Genomic DNA, 25,790 nt, shown 5'->3' on the forward strand with positions numbered 1-25,790 from the left:
CATGGAAATTGAGCATCTCAATATGTTTATTTTAATCATTGACTAGCAGAAGATAACCTCTCGTTCTTGAACAGCCTTGCCTAAACGTTAACTTGGTTAATTCACGCTGTCGGCTAGCCTTCATACAGGAACGGGTGAAGCCGGGCATGAATAGCAGCTTCTGCCAGATCAAAAAATGTCGAAAAAGGGCATACTTTGTCCGGTTTAGCCGTAAAGGAATCCCTCTTATGGTAGACAGGTCTACATAAGAGGGATCATATCAAATGAAACCTGAAGGATCTTTGTGTCAGCAGATCTAGTTTTACAAGAACAAGCCGCCAATGGCGCCCGTTAAGACGATGATCCATGGAGCAATCTTCCAATAAGCGAGCATACTGAATAAAATTGCAGCAAAAGCAAAATCAATCGGACGATTAATGGAGCTTATCCAGATCGGATCATAAAAAGCGGCAATTAAAATTCCGACGACAGCAGCTTGTATGCCCATTAACGCACCATTAATCTTTGAATTGCTTCGAAGCTTTCCCCAAAACGGTAATGTACCAAAAATGAGCAGAATTGCCGGAAGAAAGATGGCGCAAGTTGCAACGAATCCCCCAGCCCATCCATTCATGACCGCTCCAATATAAGAAGCAAATGTAAACAAAGGACCAGGAACTGCCTGTGCTGCTCCGTAACCAGCCAAAAATTCTTTTTCTGTTAACATTCCTGTTGGAACAAATTCCTGTTCAAGCAGCGGGAGCACCACATGTCCTCCCCCAAATACGAGAGATCCAGAGCGGTAAAAGCTGTCGAACAAGCCGATCCAGTAAGAAGAAGTCCACACTTTTAATAAAGGAAAGAAAAGGAGAAGCCCGAAAAATAACAATAAACAGCTTGCGGCAAATCGTGTTGAAATCGGCACCTGTAACGAAGTCTGGGTGTCTTCTTCTACTTTTTTATATAATAAAAATCCAATAAAAGCCGCTAGCAACATGACGACAACTTGGGAAAAAGCATGTTGCCATAATAAAGTAACGACTAGCGCGCCTAATGCGATGGCTTTTCTCCCTAGGTCAGGGGCAAGTTTTTGTGCCATTCCAATAACAGCATGGGCGACTACAACAGCAGCAACAATCTTTAAGCCGTGAATCCAGCCGGCATCAACAATATGTAACTCTTTAAGAATAAGAGCAAAGATCATCAGTGCGATTGCAGACGGAAACGTAAAGCCGATAAAGGCGCAAAGTCCGCCTAATATTCCTCCCCGCATGAGACCGATGCCGATCCCGGCTTGGCTGCTGGCAGGTCCGGGTAAAAAATGGCATAAAGCAACCAAATCTGCATAGCTCTTTTCATCCAACCATTTTCTTCTCCGAATATATTCTTCATGAAAATATCCTAAATGGGCGATTGGTCCCCCAAATGAGGTCAATCCAAGCTTTGTGGAAATGGCAAATATCTCGAACAGCGTTTTCCATTTTGATTCCTTCATGTTATCCCCCACCTTCATTATGTATTTCTTTAAAAAGCTCGTACGCTTTCGTCCGGGCTTCTTTCAGAACGGCTTTCCCTTTCTGTGTAGTTGTATAATATTTTCGTATTTTTCCTTCTACATTTTGTTCTGTTTTTTCTAACAGTCCGTCCTTTTCCATTGCGTGGAGAATCGGATAAAGAGTCCCTGCACTTATGTTGTAGCCATGACTTTTCAGTTCCTCAAGCATCCACAAGCCGAATATAGGATGTTCGCTTGCATGATGTAAAATATGAATATGTATAAAACCGAGAAAAAGCTTGCGCAACACTTTATCTTCCATTTTTACCCCCATTTTGAGAATCGATATCGAATTTCGATAACATTAATATTGTAAGGTTATTCATATGTACATGTCAAAATTATATTTACGAAAATATTTGACAATTGAATTGCCTTTTCATAAAATGGACATATAAAATATGAACACTTATTCATATAAACACATATACTGTATACTGCAATGTGTACTCTATTTCATTGGAGGATTAGAGAATGATTCAGTATCGGGTAAAGGGATTGTCTTGTGCAAATTGCGCAAAGAATCTGGAAGAGGAAATCCAAAAGCTTGAATATGGGGAAAATGCAAAATTAAATTTTCAATCTAGCAAACTGTATGTCAATGAAGAAATTAATATTGCTAAAGTCAAAAAAATTTTAGCATCGGATGGGGCCTATATTGAGGAAGAAAATAAACATGAAGATACACATTCTTATTTATTGTGGCTCGTTTTGCTCTCGGTTTTAGCTTTTATAGCTGCTGTTGTGTTCGAAAAAACATTATCACCATCCGCCTCTGTTACAATGTATATAATTGCTACGGTGATCAGCGGATATAAAACATTTTTGAAAGGGGCCAAAAACCTCGTTCGATTGAAATTTAACATTGACACCCTTATGACAATTGCTTTGATTGGGGCTTTTGGCATTGGAGAGTGGAAGGAAGGTGCTGTTGTTGCCATTTTATTTGGAGTGAACGAATATTTAGAGGGCTTGGGAATGGAAAAGGCCCGTCGTTCTATCGAATCGCTTTTAGAAGTTGCGCCGAATGAAGCTACGATTGTTATAGATGGCCAGGAAAAGAAAGTTTCCATTCATGACATCAAGGCAGGGGATATTGTTCTTGTCAAAGCCGGTGAAAAAATACCATCGGATGGGATAGTGGTGGAAGGGAAAAGCTCAGTTAATGAAGCGGCCATTACTGGAGAATCTCTCCCTGTTGAAAAGGAAGCAAAAGATGAAGTGTTTGGCGGAAGCATTAATAATGAAGGAATTTTGAAAGTTCGGATAACAAAGCCTTATGAAGAATCGTCTCTAGCGAAAATTTTGCATTTAGTTGAAGAAGCGCAGGAAACAAAAACGCCGACTGAGCAATTCATTAATAAGTTTGCGAAATATTATACTCCTTTGATCATGCTTATCTCTCTTGTCGTTATATTTATTCCGCCGCTTTTCTTAGGAGTTGATTGGAGAACATCTTTGTATCAAGGATTGGCAGTGTTAATTGTAGGCTGTCCATGTGCATTAGTTTTATCCTCTCCCATTGCTATCGTTTCAGGAATCACGAGAAATGCACGCAAAGGCATTCTTGTAAAAGGCGGGGTTTATTTAGAGCAATTAGGGAAAATTGGAATAATAGCTTTTGATAAAACAGGAACACTGACAAAAGGGGAGCCTTATGTAGAGAAGTTTGTAGAATATGATCCTTCTTTTTGGAGCATCATCGGATCAATTGAAAAATCCTCTACTCATCCGATCGCTAAAGCCATTATGAAAAAAATAGATGAGTTAAACGTTTCCCTTTTGGAGGCTCGCTCCGTTGTTGTAACATCAGGTGAGGGAATAAAAGCGGAGATAGACGGGAAGGAATACCGTGTCGGCAATGAAAAAACGATTCAACATCTTTCGCTCAGCGAAAATGTAAAGGAAGACATAAAGACCTTTAAACAGGAAGGACTAACAATCGTTTTGGTTTCAGATGACAAAAACGTTCTCGGTATGGTCGGTATAGCGGATGAAATTCGACAGGAAAGCAGCCAGGTGATCCGCATGCTTCACCGAACAGGTGTGAAGAGGACTGTCATGTTGACAGGAGACCACGAAAAAACTGCTGAAAAAGTGGCGAAAAAGGTTGGTTTAAGCGAATATTTTGCAAACCTTCTGCCGGAAGAAAAGGTGGAAAAGGTAAAAGAACTGTCTCTCTCAGGAAAAACGGCAATGATCGGAGATGGTATCAATGATGCGCCTGCGCTCGCAGCTGCTGATTTAGGCATTGCAATGGGAAAAGGAACAGACAGCGCAATTGAAACGGCTGATATCGTTTTAATGCAAGATCATTTAGGAAAGCTGCCTGAAGCTATTTCAACCGCCAAAAAGGTGAACAGAATCATCAAGTTAAACATCGGGATTGCTCTAGGTTTAAAAGCCGCTGCACTGCTGCTGACGATTCCAGGCTGGCTTACGCTTTGGATAGCCATTCTGTCTGATATGGGGGCGACTGTTTTAGTGACCCTCATTAGTTTAACGATTTTATGGGAACGAAATAAAAAACTTCTAAATGAGGCTTTCAGCTAATGGCTGATCGCCTTTTTTTCTTGTATTTTTTAATATTTCTCTTCCATAAACATATGACATTTATTATAATCTTATTAATTTGACAACCTGCCGCTAATGAAAAATTGGACATAACATTTTGGACAAAATCATGGGAGGAATTGTGCATGCTTTTAGGTGCAATTGAAGCGGGCGGAACAAAATTTGTCTGTGGAATTGGAGATGAAAACGGAAATATCATCGAGCGGACTTCTTTTCCGACGACAACGCCTGATGAAGTGCTTGAACAAGTGGTAAAATTTTTTCGGGATAAAGATATTAAAGCGCTTGGAATTGGCTCATTCGGTCCGATTGATTTAGATCGCACAAGCGAAACATTCGGATACATAACATCTACTCCGAAGCTACAGTGGGCGAATATAAATCTTGTCGGAGCGATAAAAAAAGAATTCCCTATTCCAATTGGCTTTGATACCGACGTCAATGCAGCAGCGCTGGGGGAAATGAAATGGGGGGCTGCGAAAGGTCTGAATAGCTGCATTTATATGACGATCGGTACCGGGATCGGAGTCGGTGCCATCTCTGAAGGACATCTAGTACACGGGCTAATCCATCCGGAAATGGGGCATATGCTTGTTCGGCGCCATCCTGAAGATTCGTTTGCCGGCAATTGTCCGTATCACAAAGATTGTTTGGAAGGAATGGCATCCGGTCCTGCTATAGAAAAACGCTGGGGAAAAAAGGGGCAAGAGTTAGAAAAAAATGAGAAAGTATGGGATTTGGAAGCGTACTATATTGCACAAGGAATTGCCAACCTTATACTCGTTTTATCGCCTAAAAAAATAATAATTGGCGGCGGAGTCGCCAAACAAAAGCAATTGTTCCCCCTTATACATCAAAATGTTCAAGCTTTATTAAACGGTTATGTTCGCCATGAAGTGGTGCTAGAAAACATTGCAGATTATATTGTTCCGCCCGGATTAGGGGATAATGCTGGACTTTGCGGAGCAATCGGTTTAGCATATGAGGCGTTTTTGGAGCATAATCAAAAATAAAGCTCAAGAACATTTATCGGCAAATAATCGTTACAGATAATCCAAGTCATAAAATAAAATCAGACATACAAAAATGTGTACAAGAAAAGGAAACTTTCAAGAATGCAGTTAAGAACCAAAAAGAATTAGATAAAGCTAAAACTAATGCTAAAGAGAATTGATCCAAGATATTGCTCGGTGACCTAACTGCTCTTTATGTTACAGCTGAGATGATTAAGTTTAGGTGGTTGGAATCATTCATTTTTTGATACGTGGAGTTCAGGAGTATTGCAATGTATATGCTGAAACAAAACGAATATTGAAAAATATTTTTTAATCTTAAACAATTATTAAAACCTCTCTACATTTAGAGGGAGAATCAATTAAATTATGATATCTTACAAAAGACAAATTAGACTTAGGGATTTAGAAATTTATTTATTATTTAAAAACAGTATGTCTATGGGATATCTTATTATCGAGGATTTAAGAAGACCTTTAAGTGCTAGTGAACGTACTTTATTCCATATTAATACATGAATGAAGAGGATATTCAACAATTTCAAAATGTAATAAAAATCTATGTATTGTCAGATGAACAGTTAAATGAAGAAGATGCAGATATTTTTAGAGAGTTTGCAATGGATTTAGTTGATGGTAAAGATTTTTGTGCATTAATACTGGATTTTCATGTAAATGGAGAATTGTTTGAAAATCTACCACTAGATCTTAAGGTGGAAGATTATCAAAAAATATTACATGCAGTAAATTCTGAATACGATATTTCATATGTAAATTTAGATCATTTGTTATATCTATCTCAAGATTAAGAAAGAGTATCCAATAGTTGAAAGAGGCGACTATTGGGTGCTTTTTATATGCTTAGGGTAGTCTTAGGGGGTGACCGTATAAAGAAAAAAGTAAATATAGTATAAAAGTTGCTTTAATAAAGGCGAATTTTTTAGCCTATGAGCTTCATTATTGCATTTAAATATAATCATAAAGCTATTTCTATTCGTTTATTTTGACTTCATCGCTTTCAACTATTTCCCCTGTATCCTAGGTTTTCTGACCGCTATACATCGCATCATTTTTTATTCTTTGCATTGGCTTATTTTTCCCTTCTCTTTTGTGGTTTTGCTTGAAAGCTTTTTGAGGGCTTCAATATAATAAATGTATAACCGTTGACGAAAAGAGGTTTTTTTATGATCAAGCTTGTGTTTGCCGCATTCGCCCCTTTTTTGCTTGTCTTATTTTTCACAAGAGTTACATATAGTCATGTCGTTGGGACATTGTTGACGGCTGGTTTATTAATTGCCTCTTATTTTGCAGGTCATATGGATACTATTTATATCGCCATTTTGGATGTAGCCAGCTTAGCGGCTGGTTTTATCGCTGCCAGAAGCATGAAAAAAGATAAGAAAACATCTACTTAAACCTGTTCAACACGATTGACAGGTTTTTATTGTCTATGAAAATCAAACGTCAGTTCGTATTTTTGGTGATTCAGCCTGATTATATGTTAAAATAAAATATAAGTTTCTGAATTGGAGGATGTTCCATGGATCGGTTTGAATTAGTTTCAAATTACCAGCCTCAAGGAGATCAGCCGAAAGCTATCAAAGAGCTGGTGGAGGGAATCAGGCAAGGAAAAAAACATCAGACATTGTTAGGTGCAACTGGAACTGGCAAAACGTTTACGATATCCAATGTGATTAAAGAAGTAAACAAACCGACGCTGGTCATTGCCCATAATAAAACGCTTGCCGGACAGCTGTATAGCGAGTTTAAAGAATTTTTCCCGAACAATGCAGTTGAATATTTTGTCAGCTATTATGACTATTATCAGCCGGAAGCGTATGTTCCGCAAACAGATACGTATATTGAAAAAGATGCGAGCATTAATGATGAAATTGATAAATTAAGACATTCGGCCACCTCTGCATTGTTTGAACGGAAAGATGTTATTATTATCGCAAGCGTTTCTTGCATATATGGTTTAGGTTCGCCAGAAGAATATCGTGAGCTGGTCGTAAGTCTTCGCACAGGAATGGAAATCGAGCGCAATGACTTGCTGCGCCGTTTAGTGGATGTTCAGTATGAAAGAAATGATGTAGATTTTCGCAGGGGAACTTTTCGCGTGCGCGGGGATGTAGTGGAAATTTTCCCTGCTTCGCGCGATGAACATTGTATCCGCGTGGAATTTTTCGGAGATGAAATCGACCGCATCCGTGAAGTTGATGCGCTGACAGGCGAAATTATTGGAGAGCGGGAGCATGTAGCGATTTTCCCAGCATCACACTTTGTGACAAGAGAAGAAAAAATGAAAATTGCCATTGCTAATATTGAAAAGGAGCTTGAGGAACGGCTGCATGAACTGCGGGAGAATGGAAAGCTTTTGGAAGCGCAACGGCTCGAGCAACGGACAAGATATGATTTAGAAATGATGCGGGAGATGGGCTTTTGCTCCGGGATTGAAAACTACTCCCGTCATCTTACATTAAGACCGCCCGGTTCGACTCCTTATACGCTTTTAGATTATTTTGGAGATGATTTTTTGATCGTCATTGACGAGTCGCATGTGACGATTCCGCAAATCCGCGGGATGTACAACGGCGACCAGGCGAGAAAACAAGTGCTTGTCGATCATGGATTCCGTTTGCCTTCAGCACTTGACAACCGTCCGTTAAAATTTGAGGAATTTGAAAAGCATATGAAACATGTCATTTATGTTTCTGCCACCCCTGGGCCGTATGAGCTGGAGCATACGCCGGTTGTTGTCGAACAGATTATCCGCCCGACTGGACTTTTAGATCCAACCATTGACGTCCGACCTGTTGAAGGGCAAATAGACGATTTAATCGGCGAAATTCAAAAGCGGGTTAAACGGAATGAGCGGGTGCTTGTGACCACATTAACGAAAAAAATGGCAGAAGATTTAACGGATTATTTGCGGGAAATCGGGATTAAGGTGACATATCTCCATTCCGAAATTAAAACGCTCGAGCGCATTGAAATTATCCGCGACCTGCGGCTTGGCAAACATGAAGTGTTGGTCGGGATCAATTTGCTCAGGGAAGGGCTGGATATTCCGGAGGTCTCTCTCGTTGCAATTTTGGATGCAGATAAAGAAGGATTTCTTCGTTCGGAACGTTCTCTTATTCAAACAATCGGACGGGCGGCTCGGAACGCAAACGGGCATGTCATTATGTATGCTGATACAATCACAAAATCGATGGAAATCGCCATAAACGAAACAAAACGGCGTCGTGCGATTCAAGAGGAATATAACCGTCAACATGGCATTACGCCAAAAACGATTCAAAAAGATATTCGCGATGTAATTAGGGCGACATATGCAGCGGAAGAGGAAGCAGAATATAAAACGGAAAAGGCTGTGAAGCTGAACAAAATGTCGAAAAAAGATCGAGAACAACTGATAGCCCGTATGGAAAAAGAAATGAAAGAAGCTGCAAAAGCATTAGATTTCGAAAGAGCTGCTGAACTGCGCGATCTAATTTTGGAGCTGAAAGCGGAAGGATGATTGGATATGGCAATGGATAAAATTGTTGTAAAAGGTGCACGCGCTCATAATTTAAAAAACATTGATGTCACGATTCCAAGAGACAAGCTTGTCGTTGTAACAGGTTTATCGGGATCGGGCAAATCTTCTTTAGCATTTGATACAATTTATGCAGAGGGACAGCGGCGATATGTGGAGTCTTTATCTGCCTATGCCCGCCAATTTTTAGGACAAATGGATAAACCTGATGTCGATGCGATCGAAGGCTTATCGCCGGCCATTTCGATTGATCAAAAAACGACAAGCAGAAATCCGCGTTCAACGGTCGGAACGGTGACAGAAATTTATGACTACCTACGGCTTCTTTTTGCCCGTGTCGGGCGGCCGACATGTCCGGTGCATGGGATAGAAATTTCTTCGCAAACAATCGAACAGATGGTTGACCGGATTATGGAGTATCCGGAACGGACAAGACTGCAGGTTCTTGCGCCTGTTGTGTCTGGAAAAAAAGGAATGCATGTGAAAACATTGGAGGAAATAAAAAAGCAAGGGTTTGTCCGCGTGCGGATTGACGGAGAAATGATGGAGCTTACCGATGATATTTCTCTTGAAAAAAATAAAAAACATTCCATCGATGTCGTTGTGGATCGGCTGATCGTGAAAGAGGGGATTATAAGCCGGTTGACCGATTCGATTGAAACAGCTTTAAAATTAGGTGATGGAATAGTCATAATTGACATCATCGATGGCGAAGAGCTGCTTTTCAGTGAACATCATGCCTGCCCGATTTGCGGTTTTTCGATTGGAGAGCTTGAACCGCGGATGTTTTCCTTTAACAGCCCATACGGAGCTTGTCATGCTTGTGACGGCTTAGGTTCAAAACTAGAGGTGGATTTGGATCTCGTTATTCCAAATAAAAACTTGACATTAAAGGAACACGCAATTGCACCGTGGGAGCCGACAAGCTCTCAATATTATCCGCAGCTTCTTCAAGCGGTTTGCAACCATTACGGTATTGATATGGACATTCCGGTTAAAGATATACCGAAACATCTGCTCGATAAAATTTTATTTGGAAGCGGCGGGGAAAAAATTTATTTTCGCTATGAGAACGATTTCGGGCAAATCCGGGAAGGCTATGTAGAATTTGAAGGTGTGGTCCGCAATATAGAACGGCGCTATAAAGAAACGACATCTGATTTCATACGCGAACAAATGGAAAAATATATGACGAATCAGCCGTGCCCGACATGCAAAGGGCATCGACTGAAAAAGGAAAGTCTGGCTGTTCTTATTAACGGACGCCATATCGGACAAGTCACTCAATTGTCTATTCGTGAAGCCTATCAGTTTTTTGACCAATTGGCATTGACAGAAAAAGAAATGAAAATTGCCAATTTGATTTTAAGAGAAATAAAAGAACGGCTGAATTTTTTAATTGAGGTAGGTCTTGATTATTTAACATTAAGCAGATCAGCCGGTACGCTCTCTGGTGGAGAAGCTCAAAGAATCCGTCTTGCCACGCAAATCGGATCAAGACTGACAGGAGTACTTTATATATTGGACGAGCCGTCTATCGGTTTGCATCAACGGGACAATGACAGGCTGATCCGTGCTCTCCAAAATATGCGGGATATCGGCAATACGTTGATTGTAGTTGAACATGATGAAGATACGATGCTTGCAGCTGATTATTTGATCGATATTGGGCCGGGAGCTGGCGTGCACGGCGGTCAAGTTGTAGCTGCGGGTACACCAAAAGAAGTGATGAATGATGACCGTTCGCTTACAGGACAATATTTGTCAGGGAAAAAGTTCATTCCATTGCCGGTCGAAAGAAGAAAACCGGATGGTCGGTATATTGAAATAAAAGGAGCAAGCGAGAACAATTTAAAAAATGTAAATGTCAAATTTCCTTTAGGTGTATTTTTGGCAGTAACAGGTGTATCTGGTTCGGGGAAAAGTACGTTAGTCAATGAAATATTGCAAAAAGGCTTGGCGCAAAAGCTGAATAACAGTAAAACAAAACCCGGTGCCTATAAAGAAATGAAAGGGATTGAACATCTCGATAAGGTCATCAGCATTGACCAATCTCCGATTGGAAGAACGCCGCGTTCAAATCCAGCTACGTATACCGGCGTATTTGACGATATTCGCGATGTGTTTGCAGCAACGAATGAAGCGAAAGTAAGAGGCTATAAAAAAGGACGCTTCAGTTTTAATGTAAAGGGCGGCCGCTGTGAAGCATGCCGAGGCGATGGAATCATTAAAATTGAAATGCATTTTCTTCCAGATGTATATGTTCCGTGTGAAGTATGCCACGGAAAAAGATATAACCGGGAAACTCTTGAAGTCACATATAAAGGAAAAAATATTGCGGATATTTTAGAAATGACTGTGGAAGACGCACTTCAGTTCTTTGAAAATATTCCAAAAATCAAACGGAAGCTGCAAACCATTTACGATGTAGGACTTGGTTATATGAAACTTGGTCAGCCGGCTACGACAATGTCCGGAGGGGAAGCACAACGGATAAAGCTTGCTTCAGAGCTGCATCGCAGATCTACTGGAAGATCGCTGTATATTTTAGATGAACCGACAACAGGGCTGCATGTTGACGATATTGCAAGGCTCTTGAAGGTTTTGCATCGGCTTGTTGAAAACGGAGATACGGTTCTTGTAATTGAGCATAACCTAGATGTGATTAAATCCGCTGACTATATCATCGACCTTGGACCAGAAGGCGGGGACGGCGGAGGAACAATCATTGCAACGGGTACCCCTGAAGAAGTGGCAGAAGCGAAACAGTCTTATACAGGAAAATATTTAAAACCGATTTTGGATCGGGATCGGGAGAGAATGAAAAATTTAATTTTGAAAAAAGAGGCAGCGGCAAACAGTTAAATAGGCTGTTGCCAGTCTCTTTTAAATGACGAAGAATGTTCCTGAAACGGATGGTTTTATTCCGTCGGTTTTCAGGAGATGAGTTGTAGATTTTTACTAGCCCTTTCAGCGAAAAATCGAGGAAATACTGATTTTCTTTGATATATGAACATTTCGCATAAAACAGAGTTGAGCCCTTTGTGTGACAAAGGGCTCTTTTTTTATAAACTGATGTTTCTCCTATCATTCATTCAAATTCATAATTTTGAAGACTCGATGAATCGGATTCTCCGGCGTCTTAGTTATTGTGCTCACGATGTCTACAATTACCGAATGTATTGAATATCTTTGATGCATTGCTAATTCATAAAAAAGCTGACCCAAAAAAAATATTTGACGGCCTTGGATCAGCTTTTTTAAAATCAGTCCCTGTGAAAAGAAGGCATTATATAAATTATTTATTTTCCATTTCTTGAATGGCTGTTTGAGCCAATTTAGAAATCGTCATATCATCCATTGGCGGATTGTGAAGCCCTGCTCTCACATCACGATAATACCGCTGCAGCGGATTTGACAGTTGAAGGCTTTTTGCTCCAACTAGTCTCATCGCCTTATCGACAATGTTGATGGCTGAGTTCGTCACAATATGCTTCGCAACACTAAGCTCGTTTGTAATGTATGGACGGCGTGCTTCATCATCATAAATTTCCGCTACGCTATACAAGAAATGTCTAGCTTTCATTAATTCTAAGTCAATCTGACCGATTAAATTTTGTACATTTGGCAATTGGCTAATGGTTCCATTTATACTATTTGGAGAATATTCTGTCGCAAATTTCACTGCATAATCACGCGCCGCCTGTGCAATACCTAAATAACAAGCGGGAATATGCAGAATCCAACCATTTATTGTATTTCCTCTCGGTCCATGGTTTAGCTCTACAAAATTTTCTTCTGCTACTTCAACGTTATCTAACACAAGATCGTGACTTTCTGTTCCTCTCATGGCGATAACGTCCCAATTTTTTTCAATTGATAATCCCTTTGCTTCTCGTTCAATTAAGAAAAATCCAATTCCTTCCTTTTCTTCAACCCATGCAGATACAAGAAAATGTGTCAGCACAGGTGACATAGTAGTATATGTCTTTCTGCCCGAAATAATCCACTTGCCATCTCTTTTCACTGCTTCCGTTTCAGGGCGCCCGCCGCGGGTTGGACTGCCTGTTTTTGCTTCACTAACTGCTCTGTTCACCAAAGCGCCGTTTAAAATTTCTTTTGCAAAAGAGGCAAGCTTTTCTTCCCTCCAAAGTTTTTTCTCATACAACTCCCCAACGACGCCCAGATGCCAACCGATGGCTAGGCCTGTAGCACCATCAAAGCTAGCAATGGTTTCTTGGAATAGAACTAGATCTGTGACACCAATGCCGCCGCCTCCATATTCTTTTGGCAGCGAGAGCTTCGTATACCCCATATTGACAAGCGCTTGGATATTTTCTTTTGGAAACTTTGTCTTTTCATCGCTTTCCCTAGAATGACTTTTAAACGACTTTTCATGCTTTAACAGCTTTTCGATCCACAATCTTTGCGCATCCGTTTTCACAAATAATTTTTTTGACACGTTCCACACTTCCTTAAGCAAACTCTGTTCAGATTAATATTTTAATAGGTTCAATAATTTAGCATGAAAAAATGCCCTGACATCGTTCGAGAAAGGAGAACGGCCTTTTTCTTACATTGTGTCATAACGTATGCAGGGCTGTCCATAAGTCAGTTTTCTGCTTATGTAACAACCCCTTTCAGAAAAAATTATATAAACGATCATGAAACATCCATTCCAATTCAAGAAAAATTCATTTTACAAAATAACGAAAAAATGGTATAATTTTCTCCGTGAGTTTAATTTTATTGTACATTTATGTTAGGAGAGGAAAGGACAATTCCTCTTCTAACAATTTCTTCTTCTAATAAAACGATAAACTCTTCACTAGCCTCGATTTGAATGGCTTCATAATAGGCTTTCATTAACAGGTAATCAGATAAAAGATACAATGAGTTCATTTGAAGTGCTGCCCCTCCTTTCTTTTAAAATAAACAAACGTTTACGTCAGGACAGAAAGACGAGTCGTCTAGGGCGAGCAAAATATGAAAATTCAAAAAATATAAAGCCTATCAACTCCTTTCCCATTTGTGTAAAGAATGTTACTAAAATAGTGAAAAAATGTCAATCTATTTCATACTTTCACATAGAAAGTGTTATAATAATTTGTAAATAGAAAGTGAAAAGGACGAATTTCGATGTTTATTAGATGGTTGACGAGCATTTTATTAAATGCACTGATTTTGATTGTTGTAGCTGGGTTCTTTGATTCGTTTTATTTAAGCGGAGTTGGAGCGGCTATTGTAGCTAGTATGATTTTGTCAGTGTTAAATGTTTTTGTGAAGCCGTTTCTAATATTATTGACATTGCCGATTACGGTTTTTACTCTCGGAACATTTTTATTTGTCATCAATGCAGTTACGTTGATGATTGCCCAGGCAATAATGGGAGATGCCTTTAATATTGATGGTTTTGGAACTGCGCTCCTCGCCTCCATCTTTATTTCATTTTTGAATCTGCTTATTCAATTGGTGTTTATGAACCGTTTTAAAGACTAATGAAAAAGATTTTTTCATTCATATCTCCTATCGTTTCGGGAATGATACGAATAGGTGATATAAATGAAAAAAATCTTTCCTCTTATTATTTTTGTTTTCTCGATTTTATCTCCCGCACTTCCTAGCATTGAGCTTGCAGCTTCGCCAAACGATTCAAACGTCTACACGATCGTATGGCTTTCAGACACTCAATACTATTCGGAAAAATACCCTCATATTTTTCGTAATCAAATGGATTGGATTGTGCAAAATCGCGATAATTGGAATATAAAATATGTTGTTCATACCGGTGATATTGTCAACCGTGCGGAAAAGAAACAGCAGTGGGTTCAAGCAGACCGCATGTTCCGAAAACTGGAACAGGTGTCTATTCCTTATGGAGTGCTTGCGGGCAATCACGATTTAGTAAAAGGAAAATCATATAAAATGTTTCATCAATATTTTGGTAAAGATCGTTTTTTCACGAAGCCTTATTATGGTGGGGGATATCGGAATAATCGAGGGCATTACGATTTAATTACGCTCGGACATCAACATTTTCTTTTTTTGTATATCGGCTGGCATGTTGACAAAGACAGCATCAGCTGGATGAACGAAGTCTTAAAACGTCATTCAGACCGAACAGCAATCATAGCTGTCCATAAATATTTGCATAAAAATGGAAAACGAACGCTGGTTGGAAATCGTATATTTCGCAATATCGTCAAAAAGAATCCGAATGTAAAAATCGTTTTGAGCGGCCATTATGATGACAGTGAGTTATTAAAAACAAAAATTGATGATAATCATGATGGGACTCCTGATCGGATTGTTTATGAATTATTGGCGGACTATCAGGGGGCTCCTGAAGGAGGAGAAGGCTTTTTACGCTTGCTCCATTATTTTCCGAGTCGCTCCAAATTTTATGTCCGTGCATATTCACCTTATTCCAACAAGCATTTTTTTTTCTCTCCTAAAAAAGAAGAGTTTTGGATTGAATAGCCTTTATCTTTCGCTCCGATGCCCTTGTCTCTGCTTTTAAGCAATGAATGTCCTTGATGAAAGATGTTTGTTGCCAAAAAGAAAAGTGCTACAATAAAAAGATGAAAAAAGTTTTTTAAGTCTAAGGAGGAAAGACTTCGTGTCGAAAGTACGTACAAAAGATATTATCGAAAAATTCCAACTTGAATTGATCAGCGGAGAAGAGGGAATCAGCCGGCCCATTATTACAAGTGATCTTTCCAGACCTGGTCTTGAAATGGCTGGTTATTTTACATATTATCCGAAAGAGCGTATACAGCTGCTGGGAAGAACGGAGCTTACGTTTTTTGCAAAATTGACGCCTGAAGAAAAGAAAAGCCGGATGGAACAGCTATGTACAGATGTAACACCGGCAATCATTGTGTCAAGAGAGATGGAGGCTCCGCCGGAATTAATTGAGGCATCTGAAAAATCAAATGTTCCAGTGCTGCGCTCACCATTGAAAACGACCCGCTTGTCAAGCCGCTTAACCAATTTTTTGGAAAGCAAGCTTGCTCCAACGACAGCTGTACATGGAGTGCTTGTTGATATTTACGGAGTGGGTGTTTTAATTACAGGAAAAAGCGGGGTAGGCAAAAGTGAAACTGCTCTTGAACTGGTGAAAAGAGGGCATCGCTTAATTGCAGATGATTGTGTTGAAATTCGTCAGGAGGATCGGGATACATTAGTCGGCAGTGCGCCGGAATTGATCCGCCATCTTTTAGAGATCCGCGGTCTTGGAATCATTGATGTGATGACATTGTTTGGTGCAGGAGCCGTCCGCAGTCATAAGCGAATTTCTCTTGTCATCGATTTGGAATTATGGGATCCGAACAAACAATACGACCGTTTAGGACTCGATGAAGAGAAAATGAAAATTTTGGATGCAGAACTGACAAAATTAACAATTCCTGTACGTCCTGGAAGAAACTTGGCTGTTATTATTGAAGTTGCGGCAATGAATTTCCGGTTAAAAAGAATGGGATTCAATGCGGCGGAACAATTTACAAATAAATTGGCGGATGTTATCGAAGATGGAGATCACGAAGATTTTTAATTGATGAAATAGGAGAGATGAGAGAATGAAAGAGGCAATTCAGCCCATTGATCCAATCGCATTTCAGCTAGGACCATTACAAGTTCATTGGTACGGGATCATTATAGGAATCGGCGCATTGCTCGGCCTATATTTGGCGATGCGTGAAGGGGAGAGAAGAGGTCTTCATAAAGATATATTTATCGATCTTGCATTGTTTGCTATTCCTATTGCGATTATATGTGCCAGAACTTATTATGTCATTTTTCAATGGGAATATTATTCTGAAAATCTTTCGGAAATCCCTAAAATTTGGCATGGTGGCCTTGCCATTCACGGCGGGTTAATCGGTGCTGTGGCAACCGGGATTGTGTATGCAAAAGTAAAAAAACTATCTTTCTGGCAACTGGCTGATATAGCTGCGCCGAGTATTATTTTAGGGCAGGCGATCGGCAGATGGGGGAATTTTATTAACCAGGAAGCTCATGGAGGACCTGTTTCAAGAGAATTTTTGGAAAATCTCCACTTGCCTGAATTTATCATTAATCAAATGTATATAAATGGACAATATTATCACCCGACTTTTTTATATGAATCCATTTGGAATCTCGCTGGGTTCGTCATCTTAATTTTGCTAAGAAGGTTTAATTTGCGGCGTGGAGAGCTGTTTTTATCATATGTTATTTGGTATTCGATCGGGCGATTTTTTATCGAGGGCATGAGAACTGATAGTTTGATGCTGACGGAAACGGTAAAAATGGCACAGGTCATTTCGATTTTACTTATTCTTAGTGCAATTGCTCTTATAATTTACCGGAGACTAAAAAAAGTAGAAAGATATTTAGATGAATATTGATAAATTGCTGGAATGAAGGTGAAACTTTGAAACAAACATTGAAAAAAGGATTACAAACAGGATTGGAAACAACGTGGACTCTCGGTAAAGTCATTTTCCCTGTAACGTTGATTGTTTCATTTTTACAACATACTCCTTTGATTGATTGGATGGTTCATTTTATAACGCCGGTCATGAAGGTAATCGGGTTAAATGGAGATGCTGCAATCCCCCTTGTGATTGGGAATTTTCTTAACTTGTATGCGGCGATTGGAGCCATTTTGTCCATTGATTTTACGGTAAAAGAAGTCTTTATTTTGGCAGTCATGCTGTCATTTTCCCACAACTTATTAATCGAAACGACTGTAGCAAGCAAAGTCGGTGTGAAACTGTGGATCATCTTGTCCGTCCGGCTCGGACTGGCATTTTTTTCGGCTTTTATCATCAATCTTTTTTGGGACGGCGGTGGAGAAAAAGCTCAATACGGATTTATATCTCAACAAGATGCCGTGCCTTCAGACTGGGGAATGATCTTACTTGAAGGGCTTGAAAAAGCGGCAATGGGAGTCATTCAGCTTGCGACCATCGTCATCCCGCTAATGATTGCCATTCAATTTATGAAAGATTTAGGCTGGGTCGACGCTTTCTCAAAAAAGATGGAGCCGGTAACCGAAATGCTGGGAATGAAGAGGAACACTTCAACAACGCTTGCGGCAGGATTAATTTTCGGGCTTGCCTACGGGGCTGGCGTGATGCTGCAAGCAGTAAAAGAAGATGGAGTGGAGCATCGCGATTTAACGTTGGCGTTTATATTCCTCGTTGCCTGCCATGCTGTGATAGAAGACACATTGATTTTTGTTCCGATCGTCGGTTCAGTTTGGCCGCTTTTACTCATCCGGCTGTTCGCAGCCATTCTTTTAACGATGATTATCGGTTTTGTCTGGAAAAAACAAGCACATATCGGGAAAAGGGGAACGGTTTATGAACATTGACACCGTATTGTTTGACTTGGACGGCACGTTAATAAACACAAATGAATTAATTATTGAATCGTTTTTACATACGCTGAACTATTATTATCCGGGCAAATATCAACGGGAAGATATACTTCCTTTCATCGGGCCTCCGCTTATTGACACATTTCAACGTATTAACCCTGAAAAAGCGGAGGAAATGGTCCGAAGATATCGGGAGTTTAATCATGCCCAGCATGATCTGCTTGTGAAGGAATATGATCATGTGCACGAAACGGTTCGAGCTTTAAAAGAAAAGGGATTGAAACTGGGCATTGTGACAACGAAAATTCGCGACACTGTTATGATGGGGCTGAAATTAACGGAAATGGATTCATTTTTTGACGCAATTATCACACTGGATGATGTACAGCATGCGAAGCCTCATCCTGAGCCTGTTTTGTCCGCTCTTAAATTGCTCGGTTCCGAGCCGTCTAATGCATTAATGGTGGGAGATAACCTTCATGATATAGAGGCGGGAAAAAATGCAGGAACATTAACGGCAGGAGTTGCTTGGAGCATAAAAGGGAGAGAGTATATAGAATCGTTAAAGCCAGATTTTGTGCTGGACAAAATGAGTGATTTATTGAACATTGTGATGGAGTGAAGATTGTGAGAAGAACGGATAAATTTCCTGTTGAAGGAGCAAACTCCCTTTGGCAGGTGTACAAGACGGTTTCTTTTTGGAAAGTTGTCAAAAATGTCATCGTGATTCTTATCGCGCGCTACACTCCATTTATGCCTATCAAAAATTGGCTTTACCGCACATTTCTTGGCATGAAAATCGGACAGCAAACATCGTTTGCATTTATGGTTATGGTGGATATTTTGTTCCCGGAAAAAATTAAAGTTGGGCGCAATTCTATTATCGGATACAACACGACGATTTTAGCACATGAATATTTAATCGATGAATATCGCATCGGCGAAGTGGAAATTGGAGATGAAGTCATGATCGGAGCAAACACGACTATTTTGCCTGGTGTGAAAATTGGAAATCGAGCTATCGTTTCTGCCGGCACTGTAGTTCATAAAGATGTTCCGGAAGGCTCTTTTGCAGGAGGAAATCCAATGCAAATCATCTACACAAAAGAAGAAATGGAAAAAAGAAAGCGGTAAGCGTCATCAATTTTTGTCGCTTACCGCTTTTTGATTAAGCAGGATTGAGCGAAAGTGAAATAAAGGCGCTTTGTGAAAGAAGTTTACATCAAAAACTTATTGATTATAAATCTTTATTTTGGTAGTATGGTAACATATTAGCGGATTAAAGTGAATGCGCCATGGAGGTGTCAGTGAGTGTTTATGTTTGAAAAGCCCTTGGGAATGCGGGATACATTGCCGGGCTTATATGTCATAAAAGAAAGCGTTCGTAAAAAAATGATGAATGTGATTGAAAGCTGGGGTTATCAATTTTTGGAGACTCCAACGTTGGAATTTTATGAAACAGTAGGAGTTCAGTCGGCGATACAAGAGCAGCAATTATTTAAACTTCTTGACAGGCAGGGGCATACGCTCGTTTTAAGACCAGATATGACAGCTCCCATTGCACGAATTGCGGCCTCCAAGCTGATGAAAGAAAGCTTGCCGTTAAGGCTCGCTTATTCTGCAAATGTGTTTCGTGCACAGCAGCATGAAGGCGGCAGACCGGCAGAATTTGAACAAATTGGCATTGAGCTGATTGGCGATGGAACGATTAGCGCTGATGCGGAAGCGATCGCTCTAATGATATATGCCTTAAAAAATACTGGCCTTAAAGATTTTAAAATTTCCATTGGGCATATCGGATTTATCAATGCTTTGTTTGGTGAAATTTTAGGGAAGGAAGAACGGGCGGAGAAGCTGCGCCGCTATTTATATGAAAAGAACTTTGTCGGATACCGCGAGCATGTGAAAAGATTATCTCTCTCTACCATTGACAAAGAACGCCTTTTAAGAGTCATTGATTTAAAAGGAGGAATTGAGAAGGCAGATGAAGCTTCAAGCCTTGTTGCTTGTGACAGCGGGAAGAAAGCGCTGGAAGATTTAAAACAGCTCCTTATCCAATTAAGAGCTTATGAAGTGGATCAATATATCAAATTGGAACTGAATATCGTCAGCCACATGAGTTATTACACAAGCGTGATTTTTGAATTATATGCGAACGGTGTTGGACTTCCGATCGGAAACGGCGGGCGCTATGACCATCTTTTAGAAAAATTTGAACGTCCTGCCCCGGCGACAGGCTTTGGCATACGGTTAGATAATTTGCTGGAAGCTCTGGGGAATTTAAATTTGAATAAAGATCGCTATTGCATCATATTCAGCAGAGAGAATCGGCAAGAAGCTTTTCGATATGCCAATAAGCTACGAAAAGAAGGAAAACAGGTTGTCATGCAAGATATTTCCGGTATCGATCAAATCGACAGGTTTACAGGTCAATTTACAGATATTTATTATTTCCTCGGAAAATCAGGAAAGGTGAGAGAGTGATGAGCATGTTAACGATTGCGATGCCGAAAGGGCGAATTTTTTCAGAAGCTGTCGAACTATTAAGAAAATCAGGCTACAAGCTTCCAGACGAATTTGATGAATCAAGAAAACTAATTTTGACCGTGCCGGAAGAAAATATTCGCTTTATTTTAGCGAAGCCGATGGATGTCGGAACATATGTAGAGCATGGTGTTGCAGATGTTGGGATCGCCGGAAAGGATGTCATGATGGAAGAAGAGCGGGATGTTTTTGAAGTGCTTGATTTGAAAATTAGCAAATGTCATCTGGCTGTCGCCGGACTGCCTGATACGAAAATGAATGACATCGCTCCAAAGGTGGCGACAAAATATCCAAATGTGGCTTCTAAATATTTTCGAGAGCAAGGGGAGCAGGTCGAAATCATTCATTTGAATGGATCGATCGAGCTGGCGCCATTGATTGGACTGGCTGACAGAATTGTCGATATTGTTTCGACGGGAAGAACGTTAAAAGAAAACGGATTAGTAGAATTTGAACATATTGCTGATATCACTTCAAGACTCATTGTCAATCCCGTCAGCTATCGGATGAAGGACAAGCCGATCGACATGCTTGTGGAGCGGCTTGCCAAAACAGTGGAAGAAGGAAAGGAGGATTCGGATTGAAAATTATTCACATCACTAAGGATCAAAAGCTTTCCTTGAAAAGATCGATTGACGCTGGAACAGAGGAGCAGCGTAAAATTGTGAAGGAAATTATTGAACGAGTCAAAAAGGAAGGCGATCAGGCGCTATACGAATATACGAAACGTTTTGATGGGGCAGATCTTCAATCTTTGCGCGTATCAAAAGAAGAAATTAGTCGAGCGTACGAAGCGGTAGATAAAGAATTCATTGACATTGTTCAAGAAGCAGCAGAAAATATCTTTCATTTTCATGAAAAACAAAAGAAAGAATCATGGTTTTATTTCGATGAAAAAGGAACAATGCTCGGTCAGAAATTAACGCCACTAGATGCTGTCGGCGTTTATGTTCCCGGGGGCACAGCTGCCTATCCTTCTTCTGTTTTAATGAATATCATGCCGGCTAAAGTGGCTGGTGTAGGCAGAATCGTGCTCGTTTCTCCTCCAGATCAAAATGGGAGCCTGCCGGCGGAAGTGCTGGTGGCAGCCAATGAAGCTGGGGTATCGGAAATATATAAAGCTGGCGGCGCCCAAGCAATTGCCGCTCTAGCTTACGGTACAGAAACAATCGAACCGGTCGACAAAATTGTCGGTCCTGGCAATATATTCGTCGCTCTTGCAAAGCGGGAGGTGTTTGGAACAGTTGATATCGATATGATCGCCGGGCCAAGTGAAATTGTCGTCTTAGCTGATGATACGGCTGTTCCGCATGAAGTTGCGGCCGATTTATTGTCGCAAGCAGAGCATGACAGGCTGGCAACCAGCATTCTTGTTACACCTTCTATAAAATTAGCAAAGGAAGTTCAAAAGGAAGTTGCGGCACAATTGGCCGATTTGCCGCGAGAAGATATCGCCGCTGCTTCGATCGAACAGTTCGGTGCTATTTATGTAACGGATTCAATCGAGGAAGCGGTTGGGATAGTCAACCAATTGGCACCTGAGCATTTGGAGGTATTAACGGAAAACCCGACGGGTGTTCTGCCAAAAATTAAACATGCAGGAGCCATCTTTTTAGGGAGATATAGCAGTGAACCTGTAGGCGATTATTTCGCAGGTCCCAATCACGTTTTGCCGACAAACGGAACAGCGCGTTTTTCCAGCCCGCTTAACGTGGATGACTTTATGAAAAAGTCCAGCATCATTTCATACAGTGAAGAAGCATTCCGTGCACATGCTTCAAAAATTGCAAAGTTTGCAAGATATGAAGGATTAGAGGCGCATGCAAGAGCAATTGAAGCTCGACTAGAAAAAAGAGGAAGTGATCGAAATGAATAGAACCGCCACAATATCTCGAAAAACGAACGAAACGAATATTCAGCTGTCATTTTCAATAGATGGTGAAGGCCGTGCAGATCTAAAAACTGGAGTTCCTTTTTTAACTCATATGCTTGATCTGTTCACAAGGCATGGCCATTTTGATTTAAAGATTGAGGCAGAAGGCGACATTGATATTGATGATCACCATACGACAGAGGATATTGGCATTTGTTTGGGACAGGCGATTCAACAAGCTCTAGGCGATAAAAAAGGAATTAAACGGTACGGTCATGCCTTTGTCCCAATGGATGACTCTTTAGCGCAGGTTGTTATTGATTTAAGCAACCGACCGCATTTTGAAATGCGTGGAGAATTGCCGAAGGGGAAAGTAGGAACATTTGATACGGAGCTTGTTCATGAATTTTTATGGAAGCTGGCGCTTGAAGCCCGGATGAACCTGCATGTAATCATTCACTATGGAATGAATACCCATCATATGATTGAAGCTGTATTTAAAGCGTTGGGGAGAGCTCTTGATGAAGCGACTATGATCGACCCCAGAGTCAAAGGGGTTCCATCAACGAAGGGGATGTTGTAAAAATGATTGGCGTGATCGACTATGGCATGGGGAATTTATACAGCGTCTCGAAAGCCTTGGAACGCATGAATGCGGAATATTTTGTATCAAGTGATTTAAACGAGCTTGAAAAGGCAACAGCTTATATACTGCCAGGAGTAGGCGCATTCAAAGACGCGATGGCTATTTTAACGGAAACAAAAACAGATAAATTTTTGAAGGACGAAGTGCAAAAGGGAAAGGCTTTATTAGGTATTTGTCTTGGCATGCAGCTTTTGTTCAACGAAAGCGAAGAACACGGCTGGACTGAAGGACTCGGCTTTTTAAACGGCCAAGTAAAAAGAATTCCAGGAGAAAATGTAAAAGTCCCGCATATGGGATGGAATAAGCTGACTTTTCAACGAGATCATCCTCTCATAACTGGTCTTCAAGAAGATTACGTATACTTTGTTCATTCTTATTATGCGGTCGTAAACGATCCGGACGTTGTGGTCGCCAGCGCTTCATACGGTGTGACGGTTCCGGCTATTGTAGGAAGTGGAAATGTATTCGGCTGCCAGTTTCATCCGGAAAAAAGCGGCAAGCTGGGACTAGCCATCTTGAAAAACTATTTAACTTTTGTATCAAGGATGTGAGCTAATGATGAGTTTTACTATTTTTCCCGCCATTGATTTGCGCGGAGGGAAATGTGTCCGGCTGCTTCAAGGCGATTACAATAAAGAAACGGTTTACGGAGATTCACCGTTTGCTGTCGCCGAGTCGTTTGTAAAGGAAGGTGCTGACTGGATTCATATGGTAGATTTGGATGGGGCAAAAGAAGGAGTCCGCGTGAACCATCAACATGTTTTGAAAGTGGCAAAAGAGCTAAAAGTAAAGGTACAAGTTGGCGGCGGCATTCGCACAGAAAAAGATGTATACGAATATTTGGAAAACGGTATTTCCAGGGTTATTTTAGGCAGTTCTGCCGTTTCAAACAGGTCATTTGTTGAAAAAATGCTGGCTGAATACGGCGGCCGAATCGCAATCGGTATCGATGCGAAAAATGGCTATGTATCAACAGAAGGCTGGCTGAATACGTCCGAAGTTAAAGCGGTTGATCTTGGAAAAGAACTGGCGAAAAGCGGTGCAGAAACATTTATTTTTACTGATATTGCGACAGATGGAATGCTCTCGGGACCAAATGTCAAGGCGATTGTGAAAATGGCAAAAGCAACTGGAAAAACAGTCATCGCTTCCGGAGGGGTAAGCTCCATTGATGATTTGAAAAAGTTAAAGCAATATGAACAGGATGGAGTGAAAGGCGCTATTGTCGGAAAAGCGCTTTATACGAAAAAGTTCAGCCTCCGCGATGCTATCCATGAGGTGAATGGGCTATGATTACGAAACGCATCATTCCTTGTCTAGATGTTAAGGACGGACGTGTCGTCAAAGGCGTGCAATTTGTCCAGTTGAAAGATGCGGGCGATCCAGTGGAGCTAGCGAAATTTTATGATGAAGAAGGAGCAGATGAGCTTGTCTTCTTAGATATTTCCGCATCTCATGAAGGCAGAAAAACGATGATTGATGTTGTCGAACGAGTAGCGGCAACATTAGCCATTCCCTTTACGGTCGGAGGCGGAATCAACTCTTTGGAAGATATGAAAAAAATTTTGCGTGCTGGTGCGGATAAAGTTTCCATTAACACTTCTGCTGTATTAAACCCTTCGCTGATTATGGAGGGAGCTGATTACTTTGGCAGCCAGTGCATTGTGGTAGCGATTGACGCAAAATACGATCCGCAGCTCGGAAGCCACCGCGTCTATACGCACGGGGGACGAAAAGCGACCGAATGGGAAGTCGTGGCATGGGCAAAGGAAGCGGTAAAAAGAGGTGCTGGCGAGATTTTGCTGACTAGCATGGATCAGGACGGAGAAAAATCCGGCTTTGACATTGACTTAACCAAAAAAGTAAGCGAGGCAGTTCCCGTCCCAGTCATTGCATCCGGCGGCGCCGGTAATGCTGAGCATTTTCTTGAAGTTTTTCGCGATGCCCGAGCGGATGCAGCGCTGGCAGCTTCCATTTTCCATTACAAAGAAACATCAGTCAAAGAAGTAAAAAGATTTTTGCAAAAAGAAGGGGTGAATATACGGTGAACATAGCAGAACTCAAATTCGATGAAAATGGACTTATTCCTGCGGTTGTTCAAGATGCTGTTAGCAAAGAAGTGTTAACAGTAGCTTATATGAACGAAGAGTCGCTAAAAAAAACTCTGGAAACGAAGGAAACATGGTTTTACAGCCGTTCGCGCCAAAAACTTTGGCATAAAGGAGAAACGTCCGGCAATACACAAACTGTTCAAGAGATACGCTATGACTGTGACAAGGACGCGCTTGTCGTGCTGGTAAACCCGAATGGTCCGGCCTGCCATACAGGACAATACAGCTGTTTTTCAAAAGAAAATGGCGGCCAGGTGGACGGTAGCCGTTTTGATATTATTAACAAGCTGGAGGCCGTCATTGCTGAGCGTGAAGCTGAGCGTCCGGAAGGCTCTTATACTACCTATTTGTTTGAAAAAGGCTTGGACAAAATTTTAAAAAAGGTTGGAGAAGAAGCTTCAGAGGTCATTATTGCAGCAAAAAACCGCAGCCATGATGAGCTGAAATGGGAAGCCGCGGATTTATTATTTCATTTGCTTGTTCTGCTGCGCGAGCAAAAGCTTCCGCTCGATGAAGTATTGAAAGTTTTAAAAGAAAGACATGAAACATAATCGCGAGTAAAAATAGGTTTTTCCTATTTATAAGAT

The 25,790-nt window shown here is 40.8% G+C and carries 25 protein-coding genes; 21 read left to right on the forward strand and 4 right to left on the reverse strand.

Going from position 1 to position 25,790, the window contains the following annotated elements; translation table 11 throughout:
- Nucleotides 1–301: 301 nt before the first annotated feature.
- Together chrA and NSR00_RS15600 are read right to left on the reverse strand one after the other, a co-directional pair.
- Nucleotides 302–1,474 (reverse strand): chromate efflux transporter, encoded by a 1,173-nt coding sequence (chrA, locus tag NSR00_RS15595; protein WP_340789719.1) that lies wholly within the window; start codon nucleotides 1,472–1,474, stop codon nucleotides 302–304.
- 1 nt (nucleotide 1,475) lies between these two features.
- The gene (locus NSR00_RS15600; RefSeq protein ID WP_063389188.1) at nucleotides 1,476–1,796 is read right to left on the reverse strand and encodes a PadR family transcriptional regulator; all 321 of its coding nucleotides are present in this window, start codon (nucleotides 1,794–1,796) and stop codon (nucleotides 1,476–1,478) included.
- A gap of 212 nt (nucleotides 1,797–2,008) precedes the next feature.
- Between NSR00_RS15600 and NSR00_RS15605 the strand changes: the two genes are divergently transcribed.
- From NSR00_RS15605 to uvrA, 6 genes are all read left to right on the forward strand, one after another.
- Nucleotides 2,009–4,087 (forward strand): heavy metal translocating P-type ATPase, encoded by a 2,079-nt coding sequence (locus NSR00_RS15605; protein WP_340789721.1) that lies wholly within the window; start codon nucleotides 2,009–2,011, stop codon nucleotides 4,085–4,087.
- A gap of 146 nt (nucleotides 4,088–4,233) precedes the next feature.
- On the forward strand, nucleotides 4,234–5,121 hold the full coding sequence (locus NSR00_RS15610; protein ID WP_066249814.1) for an ROK family protein: 888 nt from the start codon (nucleotides 4,234–4,236) through the stop codon (nucleotides 5,119–5,121).
- Nucleotides 5,122–5,636: 515 nt separating this feature from the next.
- Nucleotides 5,637–5,930 carry a hypothetical protein gene (locus NSR00_RS15615; protein WP_340789724.1) on the forward strand — a complete coding sequence of 98 codons (294 nt, stop codon included), beginning with the start codon at nucleotides 5,637–5,639 and terminating at the stop codon, nucleotides 5,928–5,930.
- Between the two features lie 375 nt (nucleotides 5,931–6,305).
- On the forward strand, nucleotides 6,306–6,536 hold the full coding sequence (locus NSR00_RS15620) for a CsbA family protein (protein ID WP_063389185.1): 231 nt from the start codon (nucleotides 6,306–6,308) through the stop codon (nucleotides 6,534–6,536).
- A gap of 125 nt (nucleotides 6,537–6,661) precedes the next feature.
- Nucleotides 6,662–8,644, forward strand: coding sequence for an excinuclease ABC subunit UvrB (gene uvrB / locus NSR00_RS15625; protein ID WP_340789727.1), 1,983 nt, complete (start codon nucleotides 6,662–6,664; stop codon nucleotides 8,642–8,644).
- A gap of 6 nt (nucleotides 8,645–8,650) precedes the next feature.
- Nucleotides 8,651–11,527, forward strand: a complete 2,877-nt coding sequence (gene uvrA / locus NSR00_RS15630; RefSeq protein ID WP_340789728.1) for an excinuclease ABC subunit UvrA — start codon at nucleotides 8,651–8,653, stop codon at nucleotides 11,525–11,527.
- A gap of 433 nt (nucleotides 11,528–11,960) precedes the next feature.
- Here the strand turns inward: uvrA and NSR00_RS15635 are convergent, their stop codons facing one another.
- Entirely contained in the window at nucleotides 11,961–13,124 is a 1,164-nt protein-coding gene (locus tag NSR00_RS15635) for an acyl-CoA dehydrogenase family protein (protein WP_339194354.1), read from the reverse strand.
- Nucleotides 13,125–13,408: 284 nt separating this feature from the next.
- Complete coding sequence (gene sda, locus NSR00_RS15640) at nucleotides 13,409–13,564, reverse strand: sporulation histidine kinase inhibitor Sda (RefSeq protein ID WP_094245206.1); 156 nt, start codon at nucleotides 13,562–13,564, stop codon at nucleotides 13,409–13,411.
- Between the two features lie 237 nt (nucleotides 13,565–13,801).
- Here sda and NSR00_RS15645 point away from each other — a divergent pair, with 237 nt between their 5' ends.
- From NSR00_RS15645 to hisIE, 15 genes are all read left to right on the forward strand, one after another.
- Complete coding sequence (locus NSR00_RS15645) at nucleotides 13,802–14,161, forward strand: phage holin family protein (protein ID WP_063389178.1); 360 nt, start codon at nucleotides 13,802–13,804, stop codon at nucleotides 14,159–14,161.
- Nucleotides 14,162–14,224: 63 nt separating this feature from the next.
- A complete protein-coding gene (locus NSR00_RS15650; RefSeq protein WP_340789731.1) occupies nucleotides 14,225–15,142 on the forward strand; it encodes a metallophosphoesterase in 918 nt (305 codons plus the stop codon).
- 139 nt (nucleotides 15,143–15,281) lie between these two features.
- Entirely contained in the window at nucleotides 15,282–16,217 is a 936-nt protein-coding gene (gene hprK, locus NSR00_RS15655) for an HPr(Ser) kinase/phosphatase (protein ID WP_063389176.1), read from the forward strand.
- A gap of 25 nt (nucleotides 16,218–16,242) precedes the next feature.
- Nucleotides 16,243–17,052 carry a prolipoprotein diacylglyceryl transferase gene (gene lgt / locus NSR00_RS15660; protein WP_063389175.1) on the forward strand — a complete coding sequence of 270 codons (810 nt, stop codon included), beginning with the start codon at nucleotides 16,243–16,245 and terminating at the stop codon, nucleotides 17,050–17,052.
- 26 nt (nucleotides 17,053–17,078) lie between these two features.
- Nucleotides 17,079–18,023 (forward strand): nucleoside recognition domain-containing protein, encoded by a 945-nt coding sequence (locus tag NSR00_RS15665; protein ID WP_327847913.1) that lies wholly within the window; start codon nucleotides 17,079–17,081, stop codon nucleotides 18,021–18,023.
- The gene (ppaX, locus tag NSR00_RS15670; RefSeq protein ID WP_063389174.1) at nucleotides 18,013–18,651 is read left to right on the forward strand and encodes a pyrophosphatase PpaX; all 639 of its coding nucleotides are present in this window, start codon (nucleotides 18,013–18,015) and stop codon (nucleotides 18,649–18,651) included. The genes NSR00_RS15665 and ppaX overlap by 11 nt, the downstream gene beginning before the upstream one ends.
- A 5-nt stretch (nucleotides 18,652–18,656) precedes the next feature.
- Entirely contained in the window at nucleotides 18,657–19,163 is a 507-nt protein-coding gene (locus tag NSR00_RS15675) for an acyltransferase (protein ID WP_063389173.1), read from the forward strand.
- A 177-nt stretch (nucleotides 19,164–19,340) separates the two neighbouring features.
- The gene (locus NSR00_RS15680) at nucleotides 19,341–20,513 is read left to right on the forward strand and encodes an ATP phosphoribosyltransferase regulatory subunit (protein WP_186439299.1); all 1,173 of its coding nucleotides are present in this window, start codon (nucleotides 19,341–19,343) and stop codon (nucleotides 20,511–20,513) included.
- A gap of 5 nt (nucleotides 20,514–20,518) precedes the next feature.
- The gene (gene hisG, locus NSR00_RS15685; RefSeq protein WP_063389289.1) at nucleotides 20,519–21,157 is read left to right on the forward strand and encodes an ATP phosphoribosyltransferase; all 639 of its coding nucleotides are present in this window, start codon (nucleotides 20,519–20,521) and stop codon (nucleotides 21,155–21,157) included.
- Entirely contained in the window at nucleotides 21,154–22,449 is a 1,296-nt protein-coding gene (gene hisD, locus NSR00_RS15690; protein ID WP_340789733.1) for a histidinol dehydrogenase, read from the forward strand. The genes hisG and hisD overlap by 4 nt, the downstream gene beginning before the upstream one ends.
- Nucleotides 22,442–23,029, forward strand: a complete 588-nt coding sequence (gene hisB / locus NSR00_RS15695) for an imidazoleglycerol-phosphate dehydratase HisB (protein ID WP_063389171.1) — start codon at nucleotides 22,442–22,444, stop codon at nucleotides 23,027–23,029. The genes hisD and hisB overlap by 8 nt, the downstream gene beginning before the upstream one ends.
- A 2-nt stretch (nucleotides 23,030–23,031) precedes the next feature.
- Nucleotides 23,032–23,643 (forward strand): imidazole glycerol phosphate synthase subunit HisH, encoded by a 612-nt coding sequence (gene hisH / locus NSR00_RS15700; RefSeq protein ID WP_066249067.1) that lies wholly within the window; start codon nucleotides 23,032–23,034, stop codon nucleotides 23,641–23,643.
- A gap of 4 nt (nucleotides 23,644–23,647) precedes the next feature.
- The gene (gene hisA, locus NSR00_RS15705) at nucleotides 23,648–24,385 is read left to right on the forward strand and encodes a 1-(5-phosphoribosyl)-5-[(5-phosphoribosylamino)methylideneamino]imidazole-4-carboxamide isomerase (protein ID WP_340733010.1); all 738 of its coding nucleotides are present in this window, start codon (nucleotides 23,648–23,650) and stop codon (nucleotides 24,383–24,385) included.
- Nucleotides 24,382–25,140 carry an imidazole glycerol phosphate synthase subunit HisF gene (hisF, locus tag NSR00_RS15710; protein ID WP_063389168.1) on the forward strand — a complete coding sequence of 253 codons (759 nt, stop codon included), beginning with the start codon at nucleotides 24,382–24,384 and terminating at the stop codon, nucleotides 25,138–25,140. The genes hisA and hisF overlap by 4 nt, the downstream gene beginning before the upstream one ends.
- Nucleotides 25,137–25,754 (forward strand): bifunctional phosphoribosyl-AMP cyclohydrolase/phosphoribosyl-ATP diphosphatase HisIE, encoded by a 618-nt coding sequence (gene hisIE, locus NSR00_RS15715; RefSeq protein WP_340789734.1) that lies wholly within the window; start codon nucleotides 25,137–25,139, stop codon nucleotides 25,752–25,754. Before hisF ends, hisIE begins: the two co-directional genes overlap by 4 nt.
- Nucleotides 25,755–25,790: the final 36 nt, after the last annotated feature.

Origin of the sequence: Aeribacillus sp. FSL K6-8394, assembly GCF_038008865.1 — a bacterium.
Classification (GTDB): Bacteria; Bacillota; Bacilli; order Bacillales; family Aeribacillaceae; genus Aeribacillus; species Aeribacillus composti.

Bases quoted from the DNA above. Each gene is read 5' to 3' on its own strand.
- chrA (WP_340789719.1), bottom strand. From the start codon at position 1,474: ATGAAGGAATCAAAATGGAAAACGCTGTTCGAGATATTTGCCATTTCC.
- NSR00_RS15600 (WP_063389188.1), bottom strand. From the start codon at position 1,796: ATGGAAGATAAAGTGTTGCGCAAGCTTTTTCTCGGTTTTATACATATT.
- NSR00_RS15605 (WP_340789721.1), top strand. From the start codon at position 2,009: ATGATTCAGTATCGGGTAAAGGGATTGTCTTGTGCAAATTGCGCAAAG.
- NSR00_RS15610 (WP_066249814.1), top strand. From the start codon at position 4,234: ATGCTTTTAGGTGCAATTGAAGCGGGCGGAACAAAATTTGTCTGTGGA.
- NSR00_RS15615 (WP_340789724.1), top strand. From the start codon at position 5,637: ATGAATGAAGAGGATATTCAACAATTTCAAAATGTAATAAAAATCTAT.
- NSR00_RS15620 (WP_063389185.1), top strand. From the start codon at position 6,306: ATGATCAAGCTTGTGTTTGCCGCATTCGCCCCTTTTTTGCTTGTCTTA.
- uvrB (WP_340789727.1), top strand. From the start codon at position 6,662: ATGGATCGGTTTGAATTAGTTTCAAATTACCAGCCTCAAGGAGATCAG.
- uvrA (WP_340789728.1), top strand. From the start codon at position 8,651: ATGGCAATGGATAAAATTGTTGTAAAAGGTGCACGCGCTCATAATTTA.
- sda (WP_094245206.1), bottom strand. From the start codon at position 13,564: ATGAACTCATTGTATCTTTTATCTGATTACCTGTTAATGAAAGCCTAT.
- NSR00_RS15645 (WP_063389178.1), top strand. From the start codon at position 13,802: ATGTTTATTAGATGGTTGACGAGCATTTTATTAAATGCACTGATTTTG.
- NSR00_RS15650 (WP_340789731.1), top strand. From the start codon at position 14,225: ATGAAAAAAATCTTTCCTCTTATTATTTTTGTTTTCTCGATTTTATCT.
- lgt (WP_063389175.1), top strand. From the start codon at position 16,243: ATGAAAGAGGCAATTCAGCCCATTGATCCAATCGCATTTCAGCTAGGA.
- ppaX (WP_063389174.1), top strand. From the start codon at position 18,013: ATGAACATTGACACCGTATTGTTTGACTTGGACGGCACGTTAATAAAC.
- hisG (WP_063389289.1), top strand. From the start codon at position 20,519: ATGTTAACGATTGCGATGCCGAAAGGGCGAATTTTTTCAGAAGCTGTC.
- hisB (WP_063389171.1), top strand. From the start codon at position 22,442: ATGAATAGAACCGCCACAATATCTCGAAAAACGAACGAAACGAATATT.
- hisH (WP_066249067.1), top strand. From the start codon at position 23,032: ATGATTGGCGTGATCGACTATGGCATGGGGAATTTATACAGCGTCTCG.
- hisA (WP_340733010.1), top strand. From the start codon at position 23,648: ATGATGAGTTTTACTATTTTTCCCGCCATTGATTTGCGCGGAGGGAAA.
- hisF (WP_063389168.1), top strand. From the start codon at position 24,382: ATGATTACGAAACGCATCATTCCTTGTCTAGATGTTAAGGACGGACGT.